Raw genomic sequence first — 20396 nt, forward strand, 5'->3', positions numbered from 1 at the left:
GTTCGGGCTTGAACGGGAAAGGTCGGGTTCGCGCCCGGCCTTTTTTCATGTGTCCGAGGGAGGCGCCGGGAGCCCGTCAGCGGGCCGCGGCGGATGCCCCCTGCGCCTGCCGGTCGAGGTCCACCAGCAGCATCCGGGCGCGTTCGTCGCCCGCATCGGCCGCCCTGGCGAACAGGGCGCGGGCGGCCTCCACGTCGGCCGGCGTGGTCCAGAAGGCGTAGAGTTCGCCGAGCGCCACCGCCGCCGACACCTCGCCCTCGTCGAGGGCGGAGCGGAGCCACCGCAGCGCCTCGTCCCGGTCGCGCGGCACGCCCACGCCGCGCATGTGGAAGCGGCCGAGGTTGACCTTGGCGATGGGGTGGCCGCCCTCCGCGGCGCGGCGAGACCAGGCGGCCGCCTTGGCGAAGTCCGCCTGCACGCCGTTGCCGGTCGCGTAGGCGACGCCGAGCTCGAACGCCGCCTTGGCGTCGCCCCGGTTGGCCGCCTCCTCGAGCGGCAGGAGCGGCGCGGGCGTCGACGCCCGGTCGCTCAGGGGCTCCGTCATGGTGGCGGTGTCCTGGGGCGCGCCGCGGCCGACCCGGGCCAGCTGGTCCAGGTTCCGGCGGGCCGCCTGATGGCCGTTCTCCGCCGCCTGACGGTACCAGCGGGCGGCGGCGGCCTCGTCGATCGGCCGGCCGATCCCACGCGAGTAGAGATCGCCGAGCCGCGCCATGGCCTCCGCGTCGCCCCGGGCCGCGGCGCCGCGCAGCAGCGTCTCGGCGCCGGACAGGTCCTTCTTGACCCCGAGCCCTTCCATGACGAGGACGCCCAGATGGCGCATGGCCTGGGGGTTCCCCTTCTCGGCCGCGCGCTTCAGGTAACCGGCGGCCGCCTCGTAGTCGATGCCGGTGCCGAGGCCGTACATGAGCTGCACGCCGATGGACATGAGCGCGGTGGCGTTGCCCGCCTCTGCCGCCCGGTCGAACCAGGCGCGCGCCTCCCCGTGGTCCGGCGTTCCGAGATGGCCGCCGGCGAGGAGGGTGCCGAGGCCGAGCGCCGCCTCCACATGGCCCCGGTCGGCGGCCTTGCGATACCAGAGCGCCGCTTCCGCGGGCTCGGCCGAACCACCGAGGCCGGCGGCGAGGATGTAGCCGTAGGTCGCCTCCGCGTCCCGGTCGCCGGCCCGGGCCGCCTCCTCCGCGTAGCGGCGGGCGGCCGCCGGGTCGCGCTCCAGGGTGACGCCGTTCGGGAAGAAGGCCGCGATGGCGCCGGCGCCCCCGGCGCGCCGCTGGGCCGGCGGACCGCCGGCGAGCAGCAGGACCGCCAGCTTGGATTTCGCTTCCACATGGCCGGCGTCGGCGGCGCGGCGGTACCAGTGGGCCGCGTCGGCGAGGTTGGTCACCACGCCGTGGCCGGTCTCGAACGCCTGCCCGAGCGCGAAGGCCGCGCCCATGTCGCCGCGCTCCGCGGCGATCAGATTGCGCCGCGCCTCCTCGACCGGGTCGAGCGGGCCCGCCGGCCGGCCCAGCCGAACGGCCCGAGCGATGCGCCCGCCGAGGGCTTTCAGGAAAGAGGTGCCGGTCATGGCTCGGACAGTCCCTCGTCGAGATTGGCAAGCGCGCCGTTGAGCAGGTAGGCCATGATGGTGTTGGAGCCGACCAGGATGTCGGCGGTGAGCGGCATGCCCGGCACGACCCGGAAGGTCTCCGGGGTCCGGCGCAGGCCGAGGTCGGTGATCTCGATGGTGGCCAGGTAGTAGGGCGCCGGATTGGCGCCGGCCTGGGGCGTGAAGGCGTCCGGGCTGATCGTCCGCACCCGCCCCTTGGCGGAGCCGTGCTCCACGAAGGGCCACGCGTCGAACTTCAGCTGCACCTCGTCGCCCACGGCCACGAACCCCTGGTCGCGAGCGGAAATCTCCGCCTCCACCTCATAGACCGTGTCGAGCGGCACCAGGGTTGCGAGCTTCTCGCCGGACTGGACCACCGAGCCCACCGACACGCTGCCGACCTGGAGCACGATGGCGTCCTCAACGGCCGCGAGTTCCACGAGCCCGAGCCGGCGGCTCGCCTTGGCGAGCTCCTCCCGGGCCTGGTCGAGGGCGACCTGCCGCTCGGACAGGTCCTGGGCGATCCGGGCGCGCCACTGCTTCTGGAACACGATGCGCTCGCTCTTCAGCGCCGCCAGCTCGTGGCCGGAGGCCTTGATGACGCCCTCGTTGGTGACGACGTTGCGCTCCATCTCGACGCGGCTGTCGGTGGCGACGAGCGCGTTCAGGCGGCTGCCGGCCTTCTTCTTCTCCAGCGTCTGCCGCATGCCCTCCACCTCGGCATAGATCTTCAGCCGCTCGGCGTAGAAGTCGCGGTCCCTCGTGGCGCGGGCGATGCTCGCCTCGATCGCGGCGATCTTCTCGTCGTAGCGGGAGAGCTGTGCCTGGTATTCGGCCTGCCGCGACGAGAAGAGGGCTCGCTGGGCGGCGACCTGCAGGCCGTCGCGGGTCGGCGCGTAGGCCTCGCCGTCGAGTTCGGCGGAAAGACGCGCGATCTCCTCGCCGAGGGCCGCCACTTGCTGGTCCAGGCGGGTCACGTCGGCGCTGGAGAAGGTGGGGTCGAGGGCCGCGATGAGCTCGCCCTTGCGGACCACCTGCCCCTCGCGGACCGCGATCCGGCGGACCACGGCCGTCTCCAGCGGCTGGACCACGATGGTGGGCGACTGGGCGACGACGCGCCCGCGGGCCTGCACCATGCGGTCGACCGGGAAAACCGAAGCCATCACGATCGCCGCGACCAGGGCGACCGCGATGGCGTGGAGCGTGATGCGCGCGCTGACCGGCGGCTTGCGGGCGAGGAGTTCCGCCGTGTCGGACTGGAACTCGCGGACGTCGGCGGCCGCGGTCCTCTCAAGAGCGGGTGGCAGCGCCGATGCGGTCGCCATGCTTGCCTCCCGGGCTCAGGTGTCGGTTCTGCTGGTACCAGAGGTGGCTGTAGACCTCACAGCGGTCGAGAAGATCCAGGTGGCGGCCGGCATCCAGCAGCCTGCCGCGCTCCAGGCAGAGGATCTGGTCGCAGTCGGTGAGCGACGCCAGCCGGTGCGAGATCACGATCACCGTCCGGCCCTTGGCCATGCGGCGCAGGTTCTCGTTGATCACCGCCTCGCTGTCCGGGTCGAGGGCGCTCGTCGCCTCGTCGAAGACGAGAAGCGGCGGGTCCATCACCAGGGCGCGCGCGATGGCGATCCGCTGGCGCTGGCCGCCGGACAGGTTGGACGCGTTCTCCTCGATCACCGTGTCGTAGGACCGCGGCAGCCGCTCGATGAACTCCTCGGCGCCGGCAAGCCGCGCCGCCTCGATCATCTTCTCCACGCCCGCCTCCGGGCAGCCGACCAGGATGTTCTCCCGGATGGTGCCCTGGAACAGGAAGCTGTCCTGCAGGACGACGCCCATGCGGGCGCGCAGGTGGTCGAGGTCGATCTCGCGCAGCTCCACCCCGTCGATCTTGATCAGGCCCTCGTAGGACTGGTGCAGGCCCTGGAGGAGCCGGGTCAGCGTGGTCTTGCCGGAGCCGGACCGGCCCATGACGCCGACCACCGTGCCGGGCTCCACCGAAAAGGAGATGCCGTCGAGGGCCGGCGCCTTGGCTTCCGGATAATAGAAGCGCACGTCCGAGAAGGTGATCGGCCCGCGCATCGCCGGCCGCACGCCGTTGGCCCGGCGCGGCTCCGGCGCCGTGTTCACCACCGACGCCACCTGGGCGATGGCACCCTTCACCTCCTGCACCTGCTGCAGGAGACCGGCGATTTGAACGATCGGCGCGGTGGCGCGGCCGGCGATCATCGTGAAGGCCACCAGCGTGCCGGCGAAGACCGTGTGGTCGCCCGAGATGGCCAGATAGCCGCCGAGGCAGAGCGACCCCGCGTAGATCAGCTTCTCCAGGGGGGCGAGCAGGGTCTGCGGCTGGTTGGCGAGATGCTGCATGTCCGTGGACGCGCGCACGGAGTCCGCGACGCGGCTGTCCCACTCCCGGCGCTTGCGGCCCTCGAGCGCCAGCGACTTCACGGTCCGGACGCCCTGGAGGGCCTCGATCATGAACTGGTTCTTGCGCTGCTCGGCGGCGATCACCTTGGAATAGCTGTCCGCCATCGGCCGCATGTAGACGAGCACCACGACGCCCATCAGGACCGCGATCGTCAGCACGAACCAGGTGAGCGACGCGTTCAGCATGAACATCGCCGGGATGAGGACGATCAGCGTGGTGGCGTCGAGAAGGGTTGAGAAGAGCTGGCCGGTCAGGAAGTTGCGGACCCGGCGCACCTCCCCGAGCTTGTAGGCCACGATGCCGGTGGGCGTGCGGTCGAAGAAGTCGATCGGCAGCGCGACCATGCGGTCGAAGATAATGGTGGAGACGCGCGCGTCCACCCGCGCGGTGGCGGTCGCCACCATGGACCGGCGCAGGTAGCCGAGCGTGGTCTCGAAGGCGAGGAGAACCGCGATGGCGCCCACCAGCGTGCCGAGGGTGGACATGCGGTGGTGCACCAGGATGCGGTCGATGATCACCATGTAGAGGAGTGGCGGCACCAGGGCGAGCAGGCTGAGCGCGATGGCCGCGATGCCGATGTCGCGGAAGAGCGTGCGCTCCTTCAGCACCATGCCGAGCATCCACAGGAAGCCGAACGGCCGGGTGGCCTCGTCGCCCTCCGCCCGGCGCTTGACCAGGATGGCCTCGCCGTCCCACTCGCGCTGCAGCCGCAGCCGGTCGATGGCGAGGGCCGGCGCGCCCGGCTCCAGCGGGTCGCGCACCATGATGCCGACGGACGTTTCGGTGCGGAACACGCCCTCGGCGACCACGCAGGCGCCGGACCTCAGCCGGAGGATGGCCGGGTAGGCGTTGCCGAGGGTCACCAGGTGGTCGAAGGTGAGGCGGGTTCGGCGCGCCCGGAAGCCGTTCTCGTCGGCGATCCGGATCAGCCGGCGCGGGCTCGCGGGCTCGCCGCCGTGGCGCGACCTGAGCGTGTCGAGGCCGATGTGGACGCCGAGCTTTTCGGCCACCAGCGCAAAGGCCGCCAGGGCCGTCGCGTCGCCGCCCGACCGGTACGCCTCCGGATCCCGCCCACCCATCGCCACTCTCTCGACCCTCGCCGCCGCCCTCTCGCGTCTCCCGGACTATGGTTTCCGTCTGGTTAATGGACGGTTACGGAACGGGAGCGCCGAGGCGCGCGGTAACCTGCCGTTAACGTTGAAAAATCATTGTCTTGCAATAGGTCCGAGCGGCGCCCCGGCCGGGTTCCCGCGCGGTCGCATCGGGTTTCGGGGAATGGCATGCGCCGGCGCGTGGTGATCCATTGGGGGGTGTCGAGCTTCTTCGGCTGGGGCGTCTACGGCCTCAACCTGGCGCTGCACTGGTCGAACGACCCTGCGGTGGAGCCGCTCTGCTCCTATCCGCTGAGGGACGACCAGATCGTCGTGGACCCGCTGAAAACCCGAGTTCTCGCCCGGTTCCGGGCCGAATCGGAGGGGCTGCAGGGCAGGCTCGCCGGCCTTTCCAACCGGACGGTGACGGCCGACGGGCCGGTGCTGTCGGCGCTCGGCAACGACTTCCGCACGGCGCCGCTCCGGGACGAGCTCCGGCTCGCCGGGACCCCGACGGTCGGGGTCGTGTTCTTCGAGGTGCCGCAGCTGGACGCGGAGACGGTCGAGCGGGCGAAGGCGCTGCCGTTCATCGTGGCCGGATCGACCTGGAACGAGCGGATCCTGCGGGAATACGGCGTCGCCTCGGTGCGGACCGTGATCCAGGGCATCGACCCGACCTTGTTCCACCCGGCCCCGAAGGCGGGGCTGATGCCGGGGCGATTCCTGGTGTTCAGCGGCGGAAAGCTGGAGCTTCGCAAGGGCCAGGACCTGGTGCTCGCCGCCTTCCGCCGGTTCGCGGAGCGGCATTCCGATGCGGTGCTGGTGACGGCCTGGCACAGCCCGTGGCCGCAGTTCGCCAGGACGGTGGATGTCTCCGGGCAGGCGGCGCCGGTGGTGTTCGGGCCGAACGGAAAGGTGGACGCGACCGCCTGGGCGGCGGCGAACGGCATTCCGGCGGACCAGTTCGTGGACCTCGGCGCGGTGCCGAATGCCTTGATCGCTCCGATCCTCAGGGAAATGGACGTGGCCCTTTTCCCGAACCGGAGCGAGGGCGGGACCAATCTGGTGGCGATGGAATGCATGGCGTGCGGGGTGCCGACCATCCTGTCGGCGAACACCGGCCACCTGGACCTCATCCAGCCGGACAGCTGCTATCCGCTCGCCCACCAGCGGCCGGTCTCCGGCCCCTACGCGGGGGTCGGGACGACGCCGGGCTGGGGCGAATCGAGCGTCGACGAGATCGTCGACCGGCTGGAGAAAGCCTATTCCGATCAGGAGGATGCCCGCCGCAAAGGGGCCGGCGGCGCAGCCCTGATGGCGGCCCGTCCGTGGGCCCGGACGGCGGCGGAGATGCGCGACGTGGTGCTTTCGCTCATCTGACCCGGCGGCGATTCAGCCGCCCCCGGAGGCCAAAAGGGCGGTGACATCCCGGACCGGATCGGCCCAATCGCCCTCCACAACCTGGCGGTGCAAGCGGGCTGTGGGGTACCAGGGGCTGGTCGGGCGCGCGCGCAGCCAGCGCCACTCGGCGACCGCCTGGAGGAGGATGTGGACCGGCCGGCCGAGGGCGCCGGCGAGGTGGGCGGCGGCGGTGTCGGTGGAGACGATCCGCTCCGCGATCGTCATGACGGCGGCCGTGTCCAGGAAGGCGTCCGGTCCGTCGTCGAGGTCGGGGCCGGCGTGTTCCAGGGTGAACGGCAGGCCGGCGACACGGTGGCCGGACCCATGCGCCTCGATCGCTTCGGGTGCGAGTTTCTGCAGCGAGATCAGCCGGATGCCGGTCAGCGCCGCGAGCCCGGCGAAGACCCCGAGGTCGTCGATGCTGCGGCCGCGGTCGACCGGCGAGGCCGGGTTGCCCTTGTGGACGAGGGCGACGATCCGGCGGCCGTCGTCGCCAAGACGGGCGCGCCAGCGGGCGACCCGGTCCGGCTCGGCGGCGAGATAGGGCACCCGCCGCGGCACCGACCCGAGAGTCAGTCCGAGCCGGTGCGGCAGGCTCATGAGCGGCACGACGGCATTGTGCGGGTCCGGGGCCACATCGTCGGGGATGACGTGATCGACGCCGGTGAAAGACCTGAACAGCCGGGCGAGGCGCGCCGGCACCTCCAGGGTGACCGATCCGGCCAGCGACCGGGCGAGCGGCGCGAGCCGGGCGAACTGGATGCAGTCGCCAAGCCCCTGTTCCGTATGGACAAGGAGCGAGCCCTTGAGCGGGGCGCCGTCCCAGGCGGCCATCTCGACGTGCCGGCGGCGGGACGGAAAGCCCGGCGTCTGCCATCGCCATTCGTAGTGACGCCATGCCGACGTGTCGTCGCCGAAGCGCAGGAGCAGGCGGGCCAGGTTGTAGTGCGCCTCCGGCAGGTCCGGATGGGCGGCGAGGACCCGGCGCAGGAGCGCGACCGCCTCCTCGTCCCGGCCGCGCTCGCCGTAAAGGTTTGCAAGATTGTGGGCGGCGGTGGCCGAGTCCGGATCGAGGGCGTGCGCCCGCTCGCAGGCCCGAAGCGCGCCGTCCCGGTCGCCGAGCGCCTTCAGGGCCGCCCCGTAGGCGCACCACACGTCCGCCGTGTCGTGGGCGATGTGGAGAGCCCTCCCGTAGGCCTCCGCCGCACCCGCGTCGTCCCCGGATCGGGCGAGCGCGTTGCCGAGGTTCGACCAGGCGGCCGCCATGCCGGGGGCGAGGTCCGTCGCCCGGCGCATGAGGGCGATCGCCTCGTCGAGGGCGCCCTTCGCCTTCAGGGTGACGCCGAGGAGATGGAGCGCGTCCGGGTTCTCCGGCTCGGCCTCCAGCACCTCGCAATAGGCGGCGGCCGCGGCGTCCAGCCGACCGGCCCGGTGGTCGTCGAGGGCGCGGGCGAGGCGGTCGGCGGCCGGGAACATCAGGCCGTCTCCGGACCGCCCTGGAGGAGAGCGTCGAGAGCCGGCCCGGCCGCCTCGGCGACGGCGGCCCAGTCGCCGGGCGCGGGTTGGCGAAGGAGGCGGACTGTGGGGTACCAGACGCTGTCCGGCCGGCCGGTCATCCAGCGCCAGTCCGGCGCGTGCTTCAGGAGGACGAGCGTCGGCCGCCCGAGGGCGCCGGCGAGGTGGGCGAGCGCGGTGTCGGACGTCACCACCGCGTCGGCGACGGTCAGGATGGCGGCGCTGTCCAGGAAGGCGTCCGGCCCGTCGTCGAAGCCCGGACCGGGGAGGCGCGGCCGGAGGTCCGCCGGCAGGCCGGCCAGATCGGACAGGCCGTGCTCCTTCTGGAGGCCGACGAAGCGGACCGGCGGACGGCGCGCCGCCCCGTGGCGGAGGAGCGGTTCCAGGGCGGCAAGACCCGGCGAGCGCCCCCGGTCGGCCCGCGCCTTCGGATTGCCCTGCCAGACGAGCGCCACCAGCGGCCCTTCGCCGGCGAGCCGGTCGCGCCAGCGGGCGACCCGGTCCGGGTCGGCGGAGAGATAGGGCACGTCGGCCGGCACCCGGTCGAGGGTGGTGCCGAGGAGAAGCGGCAGGCTGAGGAGCGGCGCCTGCACGTCGTGGGGCGGCACCGGCCCGCCCTGCTCGACGAAGCGGACCGGCAGGCCGCCGACGTCGAGCCCTGACAGGAGCGCCAGCAGCGGACGGCGCACCTCCACGACGAGGTCGCCGCCGCGGGCGGCCGCGAGGGCGAGATAGCGGGCGAACTGGATCTGGTCGCCGAGCCCCTGCTCGCCGTGGACGAGCAGCGTGCGGCCGTCGTAGCGGGCGCCGTCCCAGAGCGGGGCCGGAAGGGCGCGCGGCGTCATCTCGGCACCCTGCCAGCGGTATTCGTAGTCGGCGAAGCCGCCCTCAAGGTCGCCGGCGGCGAGCCGCGCATGGGCGCGGTCGATGCGGATGTCCGCGTCGCCGGGCGCAAGGTCCGCCGCCCGGTTGAAGGCGGCGAGCGCCTCGGCGAGCCGGCCGACGGCGCGAAGGGCGTTGCCGAGGTTGCGGTGGGCGACCGGCGCCTGCGGGCGGAGCGCGACGGCGGTCTCCAGCACCGGGACGGCCTCGGCCGGACGGTCGGTGTCGGTGAGGAGCGCGCCGAGGTTGATGAAGGCCTCGCCGGCTTCGGGCGCCTCGGCCACCACCTCCCGAAGCAGCGCCTCCGCGTCGCCCTCGCGGCCGAGGCGGCGGAGCGCGATGGCGGTGTTGGTGCGGAACTCCGGCGTGGCGAGGCCGCGCCGGCGGGCCGCCTGGAACAGGATGAGGGCGCGCGGATAGGCCCTTCGCTGGAGCGCGATGGCCCCCAGCATGTGGATGGCTTCGAGGGCGTCCGGATGGTCGAGGAGCACGGCCGCGTAGAGGGCGGCGGCGGCGTCCAGCCGTCCGGTCACGTGCTCGGCCACCGCGCGGCCGAACATCCGCTCGCCGCTCTCCCGCGGCGGAGCGGCCGGCGGGGCGATCCGGGGATCGTCGGTGCGCGGGACGAGGCGGCTGCGGTCGCCCTCGGCGAGGGCGGCCACCTCGGCGGCGAGGCGGCCGACGACGCCGGCCCAGGGCTCCGCCGTGCCCACCTCCGCCTCGCCCTGGCGGAACAGCCGCAGGGTCGGATACCAGGGGGAATCCGCCCTCCCCTTCAGCCAGCGCCATTCGGCATGGTGCTTCAAGACCGCGAACGCCGGGCGGCCGAGGGCGCCGGCAAGATGCAGGACGGCCGTGTCCGTGGAGACGACGACGTCGAGGTTCATCATCACGGCGGCGGTGTCCAGGAAGGCGTCCGGGCCGGCGTCCACGTCCGGCCCCAGGGTCTCCACCCGGAAGGCGCCGCCGAGCGCCTCGATCTGCTCCACGCCCGGTCCCTGCTGGAGGGCGATGAGCCGGACGCCCTCGATCGCGGCCAGCGGCGCGAACGCCTTCAGCGGCACGGATCGGCCGGCGTCGACGGCGGGGTCCGGATTGCCCTGCCAGACGAGGCCGATCCGCAGGCCGTCCGTCTCGGCGAGCCGTTCGGCGAAGCGGCGGACCCGGTCCGGATCCGGCGTCAGGTAGGGGACGGCGGCCGGAATGGTGTCGAGCCGGGTGCCGAGGAGGTGCGGCAGGCTCATGACCGGGATGGCGCCGTCGACCGGCGGCACGGGGCCGCCCTCCACGGCGACCGCGTCCACGCCCGTCGCGCCGGCGAGGAGCGCCGCGAGCCGCGGCCGGCAGCCGACCACCACACGGGCGGCGCCGCGTGCCTTCAACTCGCCGGCATAGCGGACGAACTGGATGGCGTCGCCGAAGCCCTGCTCGCAGAGGAGAAGCAGGGTCCGGCCGCGCACGTCCCGGCCGTGGAAGGCGGGCGGGCCGCCGTCGAGCCCCAGGCGCGGGCTGCGGCGACGTTCCTCGTAGGCCTTGAAGCCGGCGTCGAAGTCGCCCTCGATCAGGTGCGTCATGCCGAGCGCCATGGCGGCGTCCGCATGGCCGCGCCGGGCCGCCATGGCGGCCGTGAAGGCCGCGCGGGCGTCCGCCACCCGGTCGAGGTCGAAGAGGGCGGTGCCGAGGTTGGTGAGCGTGTCGGCGTTCGCGGGCGCGTGTTCCAGGGCCTGCCGGTAGAACCACACCGCCAGGGCCTTGTCGCCGCGCCGGCGCTCGGAGACGCCGAGGTTGGTGAGCGCGTCCACGTTGGCGGGGTCCGCGACGAGCGCCTCCTCCCAGGACCGCACCGCGCCCGCCGCGTCGCCCGCCTCGTCGAGGGCGTTGGCGAGGAGAACCTTCAGGCGGGCGTCCTCCGGCGCGAGCGCGGCGGCCGCGCGGAAGGCCTCGATCGCCTCGGCCAGACGGCCGGCGGCCTTCAGGGCCTGTGCCTCCGCCCGGCGGACGGTGGGGTCGTTCGGGCGCGCCCGGGCGGCGGCCCGGGTGAGACCCACCGCGTCGACGGTGGCGCCGCGCTGGCCGAGGAGGGTGACGAGGTTCTGGAGCGCGCCGCCGTGGGCGGGATCGAAGGCGAGCGCGGTGACGAGCGCCCGTTCGGCCTCGGCGAGGTCGCCGGCGTTCTTCAGGAGCACGCCGAGATTGGCGAAGCCGTTGGCGTCCGTGGGCGCGACCGCGACCGACCGCCAGGCGAGCGGCAGGGCCGCCGTCGCCGCCTCCCGGCTGCGGTCGGCGCTCTCGAACTGCGCGATGGCGAGGAGGTTGAGCGCCCGGGCGTCGTCCGGGTCGTGGGCCAGACGGGCGCGGTAGAGGCCGATCGCCTCGCCGTGGCGGCCGGCGGCGTGGGCCGCGATGGCGTCGTCGAGGCCCGGCGGGGCGGCCTGCAGCGCGCCGTCGTCGCGCTCCGTCTCCCGGGCGTCCACAAGGGCCGCCAGCTGGTGCTCCACGTGGGTGACGAGGCCGGCGACATCGCCGACGGCGGGCTGCCGGAACTGGCGCATGGACGGGTAGAAGGGCGAGATCTGGCCGTCGATGCCCCACCGGAAGTCGGGCACGTGCTTCAGGAGCACCCAGACCGGCCGGCCGAGGCCGCCGACCACGTGGGCCATGGACGTGTCGGTGGTGATGACGAGGTCGAGGCTTTCGGCGACCGCCGCCGTGTCCAGGAAGGCGCCGGGGCCGGCATCGAAGTCGTCGCCGAGGTCGATCAGCCGGAGCCCCGGCGGGGCGTCGGCCATCTGCTCCCGGCCGGGGCCCTTCTGGAGCGCGTAGAAGGCGATGCCGTCGACGCGGCCGAGGGGCGCGAGGGCGGCGAGCGGGAGGGAGCGGCCGGTCTCGGCCGGGGCGTTCGGGTTGCCCTGCCAGACGAGGCCGACGCGGAACGGCCGGCGCGCGCCGAAGCGCGGGGCCTCCAGGGCCTCCAGCCGGTCCCGCCAGCGGGCCACCCGGGCCGGATCGGCCGCCAGCACCGGCGGCGACGGGCGGAGCGTGTCGGGCGACAGGGCCAGCCGGTGCGGCAGCGACAGGAGCGGCACCCAGGCGTCCGCCGCCGGCAGGGGCTCGCCGTCGGCGAGGAGCGTGGGCGCGCCCTCGCCGGCAAAGAGCGGCGAGGCTTGAAGGAGCGGCTTCAGGGCCGGCTGAACCACCACCACCACGCGGGCGGCGCGCGGGCGGACCCGCTCCACCAGGCGGACGAACTGGAGCGTGTCGCCGAGGCCCTGCTCCCAGTGGACGACGAGGGTGCCGTCCGGCAGGGGCGCGCCGGTCCAGAGGGGCACGGCGGCAAGGCGCGGCGGCAGGGGGTGGCCGGGGAGTTCGAAGCGGCGCTCGTAGCCGGCCCAGCCCTCCGGCCATTCGCCGAGGAGGAGATGGGTGCAGCCGACGTTGTAGTGGAGCTCGGGACTCGAGGCCGGATCGGCGCCGCCCTGCCGCCAGAGCGCGAGGGCGGCGCGCGGGTCGCCGAGGGTGCGGACCGAGACGCCGAGGTTGAGGCGGGCGGCGGCGTTGCCGGGCTCGAGGGCGAGGAGCCGGCGGTAGACCGTGACGGCGTCCTCGTCGCGGCCGAGCTCGTGGAGGACGACGCCGAGATTGTGGAGCGCGTCCCGGTCGTCCGCGTCGACCAGGAGGGCGCGGCGAAGGACGTGCTCGGCCGCCTCGAACCGGCGCTGCAGGCTGAGCACGTGGCCGGCCTGGGCCCAGGCGGTGGCGCTCGCCGGATCGGCCGCGACGGCGCAGCTCGCCGCCGCGGCGGCCTCGTCCAGGCGTCCGGCGGCGACGAGGGCGTGGACCCGGTTGATCCAGGCGCCGACCGCCCCGGGGGCGAGCCGGGTCGCCTCGGCGGCGGCCTCCACGGCCTCCCCGGCGCGGCCGAGGGCGACCAGCGGCAGGACCAGGTTCTGCCAGAAGGCGGCGGTGCCGGGGGCGAGCGCGATCGCCCGGCGGATCAGCGGCACGGCGTCGGCGGAGCGGCCCTCCTGGTGGAGGGCGACGCCGAGGAGGTGGAGGGCGACCGGATCGTCCGGCGCGGCGGCCAGGATGGACCGGTAGACGGCGGCGGCGGCGGCGACGTCGCCGGCCGCGTGCAGGCGACGCGCCTCGGCGAGGTCGGGCCGTCCGCCCAATGCGACGGTGATCCCCATGGCGGCGCCCCCTCCCCCGATCCCGTCAGTAGGCCGCGTAGGACTTCTCTTCGACGATGGCCGAGCCGAGCGCCACGTTGATGTCCTTCTTCAGCGCGGCGCGCCGGTCATTGGTGCGGTAGACCGAGCGGGCGAGCTCCACGAAGCGGTCGCCGAAGTCGCCCGCGCGCTCGCAGTCGCGGATGTGGTCCTCGATGTCCCAAAGGGCGGTGTTGACGGCCTTCAGCTCCGCCCTCAGGCCGGTGACGGCCGGCGGCAGCGGCACGGTGGCCAGGCGTTCGGAGAGGAGCTGCAGCTCGCGGGCGACGTTGGCCCGCTTGACCGGGTCGCCGATGCGCTCGGCCTTGATCTCCAGGATGGTGATCTTGTCGATCAGTTCGCCCCAGGACACCGGGATGTCGATCATGGCTCAGCGCTCGCCTTCTGAGGCGCCGCCCGCCCGGGCGGCCTCGGCCGAACCACTCATTCAAACATGCGAAATCGGCACTGATTCGAACGCTGCACGAAGCGCCCGGCGCTTTCAAGCGAGACGGATCCGGCGGAACGCGGACGGGCCGGGGGATGATCCCCGGCCCGTCCCAGTCGCAGGGTCGATCGCGCAGGCGATCGATCAGGAGAAGGTGATGTCGCCCGCGGCGAGGGATGTGATGCCGACCAGCTTGATCTGCATGTCCGCGGTGCCGTCGCCGCCGTTGTCGATGAGGAGCGTGGTGTCGGTGCCGTCGGTGGTGAACTTCGCCTGGGCGTTCTTGCCGTCGGTCGCGAAGGTGCCGTCCTTGCCGAGGAAGCTGAACGTTCCCTTGCCGAGCGCGGTGGCGAGGTTGATCTTGTCGGTGCCGCTCGCAAAGCCCGTGATGACGTCCTCGGCGGCGGCGGTGGACTGGTCCGCCTTGGTGTAGCGGACGGTGTCCGTGCCCGAGCCGAGGGTGATGTCGTCCCCCTTGGCGGCGACGCTCTGGAAGGTGTTGGTGCCGTTGCCGAGATCGACCGTCACGGCGCCCGTGCCGGTGATCACCACCACGTCGTTGGAGGCGGAGCCGGTGATCGTCTCCACGTCCGCGAGGGTCACCGTGCCGCCGCCGTTGAGGACGACGAGGTCGGTGGTGGCGGCCGAGCCGGTGACGATCTCCACGCTGGACACCGTCATGGTGGCGGTGGAGCCGAGCGTCAGCTTGTCGACGCCGGTGCTGCCGGTGACCGTCTCGACGTTGTTCACCGTGAGCGTGGAGGCGACCGAAAGGGTGAGGCTGTCCGCGCCGGCGCCGAGATTGATGCTGGTGGCGGCCTTGTCCTTCAGGGTGACCACGTCCGCGCCGGTGCCGCCCGTGATCGTCTCCACGCCGGTGAGCGTGGCGGTCGCGCCGGCGTTGTTGAAGGTGACGCTGTCGAGACCGGCCGCGAGGTCGACGGTGACGCCCGCCGCGGCGCCGGTGAACACCACCGTGTCGGCCCCGCCGGCGCCGGTGATGGTCTCCACGTTGATGACGTTGAGGCTGTTGGTGAAAGCGCCGAGCTTGACGGTGTCGCTGCCGCCGGCGAGGTCGATCGAGATGCCGCCGGCCGCCGCCTTGAGGACGATGGCGTCCGCCCCGGCGTCGCCCACCACGGTCTCCACGTTGGAGACGGTGACGGTGTTGGCGAAGTTGCCGAGGGTGAGGGTGTCGCTCCCGGCCCCGAGGTCGATGGCGCCCCGGTAGACCGTCCCGAGGGTGACCGCGTCCGACTGGGACCCGCCGGTGATCTGCTCCACGTTGGAGATGGTGAGCGTGTTGCCGGTGGCCGCCAGGGTGAGCTTGTCGACGCCCGCGCCGAGGTCGAGGCTGCCCGCCGTGATGGACGTGGTGAGCACGACCGCGTCAGCGCCGGAGCTGCCCGCGAGGGTCTCCACGTTGGTGACCGTGTAGGTGCCCGCCGCCCCGAGGGTGAGGCTGTCGGAGCCGGCGCCGAGATCGATGGAAAGGCCCGAGCCCTTGCCGGACAGGGTGATCACGTCCGCGCCGGTGCCGCCCGCGATGGTCTCGACGTTGGCGATGGTGACCGTGTTGCCGGCGTCGGCGAGGGTCAGCTTGTCCTTGCCGGCGCCGAGATCCACGGTGCCGGAGAGCGACGAGGTGGCGGTGATCACGTCGGTGTTGGCGCCGCCGACCAGCGTCTCGACGTTGGCGATCGTCAGCGTGTTGACGAACTTGCCGAGCGTCAGCTTGTCGCTGCCGGCGCCGAGGTCGATGGTGCCGGCGGTGACGGCGCTCGCCAGGGTGACGACGTCCGAACCGGAGTTGCCGGTGAGGGTCTCCACGCCGGACACCACCAGGGTGTTGGCGACGTTGGAGAGGAGGATGGTGTCCGCGCCGGAGGAGCCGACGACGGTCTCCACGTTGACCACCGTCACGGTGGACCCGGCCGTCGTCAGGGTCAGCTGGTCCTTGCCGGCGCCGAGGTCCAGGCTGCCGCTGGTGATCTGGTTCGTCAGGGTGACGACGTCGTTGCCGGAGCCGCCGGTGACGGTCTCCACGTTGGTGAGCGTTACGGTGCCGCCCTTGGCCGCGAGCGTGATGCTGTCGGCGCCGTCGCCGAGGTTGACCGTGACGACGCCGGCCGCCCCGAGGGTGACCACGTCGGCGCCGGTGCCGCCCGTGATGGTCTCGGCGTTCGACACGGTGAGGGTGTTGGCGCCGTCCGCCAGGGTGAGCTTGTCCTTGCCGGCGGCGAGATCGATGGACCCGGAGGTGATCACCGAGCCGAGCGTGATGGCGTCGTCCTTGGCGCCGGCCACGATGGTCTCGACGTTGGTGATCGTCATCGTGTTGGCGAAGGCGCCGAGCTTCAGGCTGTCCGAGCCTCCGGCGAGGTCGATGGAGCCGCTCATGGCGGTGGTCAGGATGACCGTGTCGTTGGCCGAGGAGCCGACGATGGTCTCGATGTTGCCGACCGAGATGGTGGCGGCCTGGTTGGAGAGCACGATGGCGTCGCCGGCGCCGGAGGAGCCGATCACCGCCTCCACGTTGGCGACCGTGACCGAGGTGCCGGCCTTGCCGAACGTCAGGGTGTCCTTGCCGGCCTTGAGGTCGATGAGGCCGGCGGTGAGGACGCTGCCGAGGGTGACCGTGTCGGCGCCGGAGCCGCCCGTGACGGTCTCCACGTTGGTGACCGTCAAGATGCCGCCCTTGGAGCCGAGGGTGACGCCGTCGTCGCCGGCGCCGAGGTCGATCGACCAGTTGCCGGCGCTGCCGAGGGTGATGGCGTCGTCGCCGGTGCCGCCGACGAGGGTCTCGATGTTGGCGATGGTGACCGTGTTGCCGTCGTCGCTGAGGGTCAGCTTGTCCTTGCCGGCGCCGAGGTCGATCGAGCCGGCGGTGAGCGCGGTGGCGAGCACCACCACGTCGTTCTTGGCGCCGCCGACGAGGGTCTCCACGTTGGTGACCGTGACGGTGTTGTTGAACGCGCCGAGCTTCAGGCTGTCGGAGCCTCCGGCGAGGTCGATGGCGCCGGAGAGCGCCGCCCCGAGCGTGACCACGTCCGAGCCCGAGCCGCCGACGAGAGTCTCGACGTTCACGACCGTGACGGTGTTGCCGGCGTTGCCGAGGGTCAGCTCGTCGGACCCGCCGGCGAGATCGATGGAGCCCGTGAAGGCCGTGCCGAGGGTGACGGCGTCGCTGCCGGAGGAGCCGATTAAGGTCTCCACGTTGGAGACGGTGATGTCGGCGGCCGCGCCGAGAAGGGTGAGCTTGTCCTTGCCGGCGCCGAGGTCCACGGCTCCGGCGGTGTAGCTCGCCGCGAGCGTCACGATGTCGTTGCCGCTGCCGCTGCCGGCCAGGGTCTCGACGTTCGCGATGGTGACCGTGCCGCCCTTGGAGGAGAGCGTGAGCGTGTCGTTTCCGGCGCCGAGGTCGACGGTGCCGTTGGAGAGAGCGCTGCCGAGGGTGACCACGTCGGCGCCGGTGCCGCCAATGACGGTCTCCACGTTGGAGACCGTGAGGGTGTTATCGCCGTCCTTGAGGGTGATCCGGTCCTTGCCGGCGCCGAGGTCGATGGCGCCGCCGGTGACGACCGACCCGAGGGTGACGATGTCGTCCTTGCCGGCGCCGACCAGCGTCTCGACGTTGGTGACCGTCAGGGTGTTGTTGAAGGTCCCGAGGATCAGCCGGTCGCTGCCGCCGGCGAGGTCGATGGTGCCGGCCGTGACGGCGGTGCCGAGCGTGACCACGTCGCCGCCGGTGTCGCCGGTGAGGGTCTCCACGTTGGAGATCGTGAGCGTGTTGGCCGCCGCGAACAGGGTGAGGCTGTCGGCGCCGCCCATCAGGTCGATCTTGGTGCCGACCGCCGCCGCGCCGAGCGTGATGACGTCCGAACCGGACCCGCCGACGATCTGCTCGACGTTCTGCACCGTGGCGGTGTTGGCGAAGTTGCCGAAGGTGAGCTTGTCCGCGCCGCCGCCGAGATCGATGGTGCCGGCGGTGACCTGGGTCGAGAGGGTGATGACGTCCACGCCGGACCCGCCGGTGATCGTCTCCACGTTGCCGACGGTCGCGGTCGCGCCGGACTTGCCGATGACGAGCGCGTCGGCGCCCGCCCCGAGGTCGATGGACACGCCCTTGAAGGTGCCGTCCAGGGTGATCGCGTCATCGCCGGTTCCGCTGGTGATGACCGTGGCCAGCGGGATCGTCGCGGTGACCCCAGTGTTTCCGAAGCTGAACGTCGACACGAGCACGCCCTCCGAATGAACGGCGCGTGAAATCCGCCGGACGATCCTCCTGGACCGCCGTCGACCGAAACTCCGGTCGCGCCCCCGCCATTCCAGGGGAGAGATATAAAGATGTGCATTTAAAGACGGGTTAATGCAGGTGGGGCGCGCATCCCGCATCGTCAGTCCGCGCAGAGACCTGGAACAAGACGCAGCAAAGGTAGGATTATTGAAGCCGGCCAGCGCCTTGCGACGATGCTACCGGGGCGGCCGGAGCGCCCGGACCTCCTGCGGTCCGACGGATGTCGGTAACCGGTTGGTCACCCTGTCGGCGAAGACCCGCGGCACCGACGGAACCCGCGCGGTGCCCGGCGGGCGTGCCCGACCTTCGCCGCAGTCTGCCCCTAACAGCGGCGCGTGGCGCGTGAAAGGGACTTGCGATGATCTGGACGATCCTGATCGGGCTGGTGCTGGTGTTCTTCGTCCTCAGGGTGGTGAGGGCGGTGGTGTCGATCGTGATCGTGCTGGCGCTCGGCGCCGCGCTCCTCGCCTATGGCGGGGGCGTGCGGCTGGAGGACGTGCCCGGGCATCTCGCCGACTATGGCGTCGCGCTTCCGACGCCGGGCGAGGCGGTGCTGGCGGCGGAACGCTGGACCGCGTGCACGCTGTCGCGCGTGCAGGCGTTCAGCGGCGAGCCGGCCCGGCGGGACCCGTGGGATCCCGATCCGTGCGCGGATCCGGACGAGACGGATCCCTATGGGCAGGATGGTCCGTACCGTCCGCGGACCTGAACGGTCGCGGACGGACGGGTTCCGGACCGGCTGCGACGCACCGGTCCGGCCCGTTCATGATCAGGACCGCCGCAGACCGAAGATGCCGCGGATGAAGGCCCAAAGCGGTGCAGGATCGCTGAAGCGGGCCTTGCTGCGCAGCCGCTTGGCGACGCCCGCTCCGGTCATGGTGCCATGATAATGGCAGTCGCACAGGAGGTGATGGGCCTCGTGGGCGTTGAGCCCGAAATAGTCCATCACATCGCCGAGCCGATCGCTCTTCAGGCCGTCGGCCCTGAGCTCCGGGTCCGCGAAGGCCACAGCCAGGGGCGTATGGTCGCCGCGCGCCAGGAGCCTTTCCTCCGGCGTCAGATACTCGATCCGGTAGAGCGGGGCCATCGGCGCCTCCGCCTTCTCCAGAAGAGTGGCCCACCGCTCCAGGCGCTGGCGCTGGGTCAGCCGTACCGGCGGCGTGACCGCCGGCGTGACGTCGGCCTTGACGCGGATCTGGTCCAGGGATTCGTGCTTCATTGCAGCCTCCGAACGTGAGGCCCCCACCTGTTCCGAGACGGAGCGCGGCCACGGATCATCGCCGGGGTCGGAACTCCTGACCGTTCTCGCGGCGGGCCGGCGTGGGCGGTGCGGACACGGGCGGCGGGACGGTCTGGCCGTCTTCGGGGCCGTGCGTCGCAGGGCGGACGCGGCGGGTCGCGACGTCGGCGCGGGACACGAGAGCGGGCCGGACCCCGGCTTCGGGGGCGGGCGGGCGACTGGCACCGACACGAGGGAGTGTACAGAAACTTTCCGCGTCCGGAAACCCGGTCCACCCGCCACCTTCGGCGGCAAGGCCCGCCGAACCGGCATGGAACGGAACGCACGCGGCCCCACGGGGTTGAAGGGTCAAGTTGGACTAAAATCAAGAGTTCACGCGAAATGGCGTTGCGTTCCCTCCCCAACCGGCGTTTCGAGGCGCCCGACCGGGCGCCCATCCCGGCCTCCATGCGGGACTTCCGGCTGACCGGCGGCTTGAGGGTGCTGCTCGTCGAGGACGAAGCGCTCAACATCATCCACGTGGAAGACCTTCTGGCGGATCTCGGCCACACGGTGGTGGAGGTGGCCACCACCATGGCGGACGGCGTGGAGGCGGCGCGCCTGGTGGACGTGGACCTGGCGGTGCTCGACCTCAACCTCGCCGGCACCATGTCGTTTCCGGTCGCGCAGGCGCTGGAGCGCCGGGGCGTGCCCTTCTTCTTCCTGACCGCCTATGGCCGCTGGGGGCTGGAGGAGGCCTACGAGGGCGTGGCGGTGGTGACGAAACCGATGACCCGGACGGCCCTGCAGAACGCGATCCGCCAGACGCTGGGATCGTGATGGCCGAGACGTCGGCGCCGGCCGTCGTCGGGATGCCGGACCGGCCGGCCCCGAGGCCCCGGGCGGCCAAGTGCTTCGCGGCGCACGCTTTTTCGCTCCGATCACAACGCACATGCAGCATTGTATCATTTTGATACATAGCGTGATTTCCGTCCGCCGCGGGGCTGTGGTTCACTCTGGTCATGCTCGATTGATTTCAAGGACCTGACCAGTTAGAACCGAAAGCTGCGGCCAGTTCATTTCGTTGCGTATCGACCCTCACGAGTTTGCGGGTTTGATCACCAAGCCTCATTCCTTCCAAGTCTCCGCATTGTCTCCAGAGCGACCTCGGCCGAAGCCCTCCCGGGCTTCGGCCTTTTTCTTTGACGCCCGACGCCGTCTGGGGCCGTCCTCGCCCGACGGCCGCCTTCTTGTCGCCCGCTTGGTGAACGGAGGACGGCGCGCCGCCGGCCGCACGGGGCGGCCTTCAGGGCGGGAATCCGGGG

General features: G+C 72.3%; 11 protein-coding genes. 3 read left to right on the forward strand and 8 right to left on the reverse strand.

The features are described 5' to 3' along the window. Positions 1–76 precede the first annotated feature (76 nt). Genes HND91_RS09880 through HND91_RS09890 form a run of 3 tightly spaced genes read right to left on the reverse strand, consistent with a single transcriptional unit; the run spans position 77 to position 5089 of the window. On the reverse strand, positions 77–1564 hold the full coding sequence (locus HND91_RS09880; protein ID WP_181706387.1) for an SEL1-like repeat protein: 1488 nt from the start codon (positions 1562–1564) through the stop codon (positions 77–79). After that, entirely contained in the window at positions 1561–2910 is a 1350-nt protein-coding gene (locus HND91_RS09885) for an HlyD family type I secretion periplasmic adaptor subunit (protein WP_181706388.1), read from the reverse strand. The genes HND91_RS09880 and HND91_RS09885 overlap by 4 nt, the downstream gene beginning before the upstream one ends. Beyond that, a complete protein-coding gene (locus HND91_RS09890) occupies positions 2876–5089 on the reverse strand; it encodes a peptidase domain-containing ABC transporter (RefSeq protein ID WP_181706389.1) in 2214 nt (737 codons plus the stop codon). The genes HND91_RS09885 and HND91_RS09890 overlap by 35 nt, the downstream gene beginning before the upstream one ends. A 201-nt stretch (positions 5090–5290) precedes the next feature. Between HND91_RS09890 and HND91_RS09895 the strand changes: the two genes are divergently transcribed. Beyond that, positions 5291–6481 (forward strand): glycosyltransferase family 4 protein, encoded by a 1191-nt coding sequence (locus HND91_RS09895; protein WP_181706390.1) that lies wholly within the window; start codon positions 5291–5293, stop codon positions 6479–6481. Positions 6482–6493: 12 nt separating this feature from the next. On the opposite strand, the gene HND91_RS09900 is transcribed toward HND91_RS09895, so the two are convergent. From HND91_RS09900 to HND91_RS09915, 4 genes are all read right to left on the reverse strand, one after another. Continuing rightward, positions 6494–7978 (reverse strand): tetratricopeptide repeat protein, encoded by a 1485-nt coding sequence (locus HND91_RS09900; RefSeq protein ID WP_181706391.1) that lies wholly within the window; start codon positions 7976–7978, stop codon positions 6494–6496. Further along, positions 7978–13089, reverse strand: coding sequence for a tetratricopeptide repeat protein (locus HND91_RS09905; protein WP_181706392.1), 5112 nt, complete (start codon positions 13087–13089; stop codon positions 7978–7980). The genes HND91_RS09900 and HND91_RS09905 overlap by 1 nt, the downstream gene beginning before the upstream one ends. Before the next feature lie 25 nt (positions 13090–13114). Next, the gene (locus tag HND91_RS09910) at positions 13115–13495 is read right to left on the reverse strand and encodes a DUF6165 family protein (protein WP_181706393.1); all 381 of its coding nucleotides are present in this window, start codon (positions 13493–13495) and stop codon (positions 13115–13117) included. 204 nt (positions 13496–13699) lie between these two features. Then, positions 13700–17791, reverse strand: a complete 4092-nt coding sequence (locus HND91_RS09915) for a beta strand repeat-containing protein (RefSeq protein WP_181706394.1) — start codon at positions 17789–17791, stop codon at positions 13700–13702. 419 nt (positions 17792–18210) lie between these two features. On the opposite strand from HND91_RS09915, the gene HND91_RS09920 reads away from it, so the two are divergent. Continuing rightward, positions 18211–18561: a hypothetical protein gene (locus HND91_RS09920; RefSeq protein WP_181706395.1), complete on the forward strand. Its 351-nt coding sequence runs from the start codon at positions 18211–18213 to the stop codon at positions 18559–18561. Between the two features lie 60 nt (positions 18562–18621). Here the strand turns inward: HND91_RS09920 and HND91_RS09925 are convergent, their stop codons facing one another. Then, the gene (locus HND91_RS09925; protein WP_181706396.1) at positions 18622–19071 is read right to left on the reverse strand and encodes a hypothetical protein; all 450 of its coding nucleotides are present in this window, start codon (positions 19069–19071) and stop codon (positions 18622–18624) included. A gap of 402 nt (positions 19072–19473) precedes the next feature. On the opposite strand from HND91_RS09925, the gene HND91_RS09930 reads away from it, so the two are divergent. Beyond that, positions 19474–19911, forward strand: coding sequence for a response regulator (locus HND91_RS09930; RefSeq protein ID WP_210272640.1), 438 nt, complete (start codon positions 19474–19476; stop codon positions 19909–19911). The last annotated feature ends 485 nt before the right edge of the window (positions 19912–20396 follow it).

It is taken from the genome of Chthonobacter rhizosphaerae, assembly GCF_013839525.1.
In the GTDB taxonomy this organism is placed as follows: Bacteria; Pseudomonadota; Alphaproteobacteria; order Rhizobiales; family Pleomorphomonadaceae; genus Chthonobacter; species Chthonobacter rhizosphaerae.

Coding starts and splice junctions, on each gene's coding strand:
- HND91_RS09880 (WP_181706387.1), bottom strand. CDS start 1,564: ATGACCGGCACCTCTTTCCTGAAAGCCCTCGGCGGGCGCATCGCTCGG.
- HND91_RS09885 (WP_181706388.1), bottom strand. CDS start 2,910: ATGGCGACCGCATCGGCGCTGCCACCCGCTCTTGAGAGGACCGCGGCC.
- HND91_RS09890 (WP_181706389.1), bottom strand. CDS start 5,089: ATGGGTGGGCGGGATCCGGAGGCGTACCGGTCGGGCGGCGACGCGACG.
- HND91_RS09895 (WP_181706390.1), top strand. CDS start 5,291: ATGCGCCGGCGCGTGGTGATCCATTGGGGGGTGTCGAGCTTCTTCGGC.
- HND91_RS09900 (WP_181706391.1), bottom strand. CDS start 7,978: ATGTTCCCGGCCGCCGACCGCCTCGCCCGCGCCCTCGACGACCACCGG.
- HND91_RS09905 (WP_181706392.1), bottom strand. CDS start 13,089: ATGGGGATCACCGTCGCATTGGGCGGACGGCCCGACCTCGCCGAGGCG.
- HND91_RS09910 (WP_181706393.1), bottom strand. CDS start 13,495: ATGATCGACATCCCGGTGTCCTGGGGCGAACTGATCGACAAGATCACC.
- HND91_RS09920 (WP_181706395.1), top strand. CDS start 18,211: ATGATCTGGACGATCCTGATCGGGCTGGTGCTGGTGTTCTTCGTCCTC.
- HND91_RS09925 (WP_181706396.1), bottom strand. CDS start 19,071: ATGAAGCACGAATCCCTGGACCAGATCCGCGTCAAGGCCGACGTCACG.
- HND91_RS09930 (WP_210272640.1), top strand. CDS start 19,474: ATGGCGTTGCGTTCCCTCCCCAACCGGCGTTTCGAGGCGCCCGACCGG.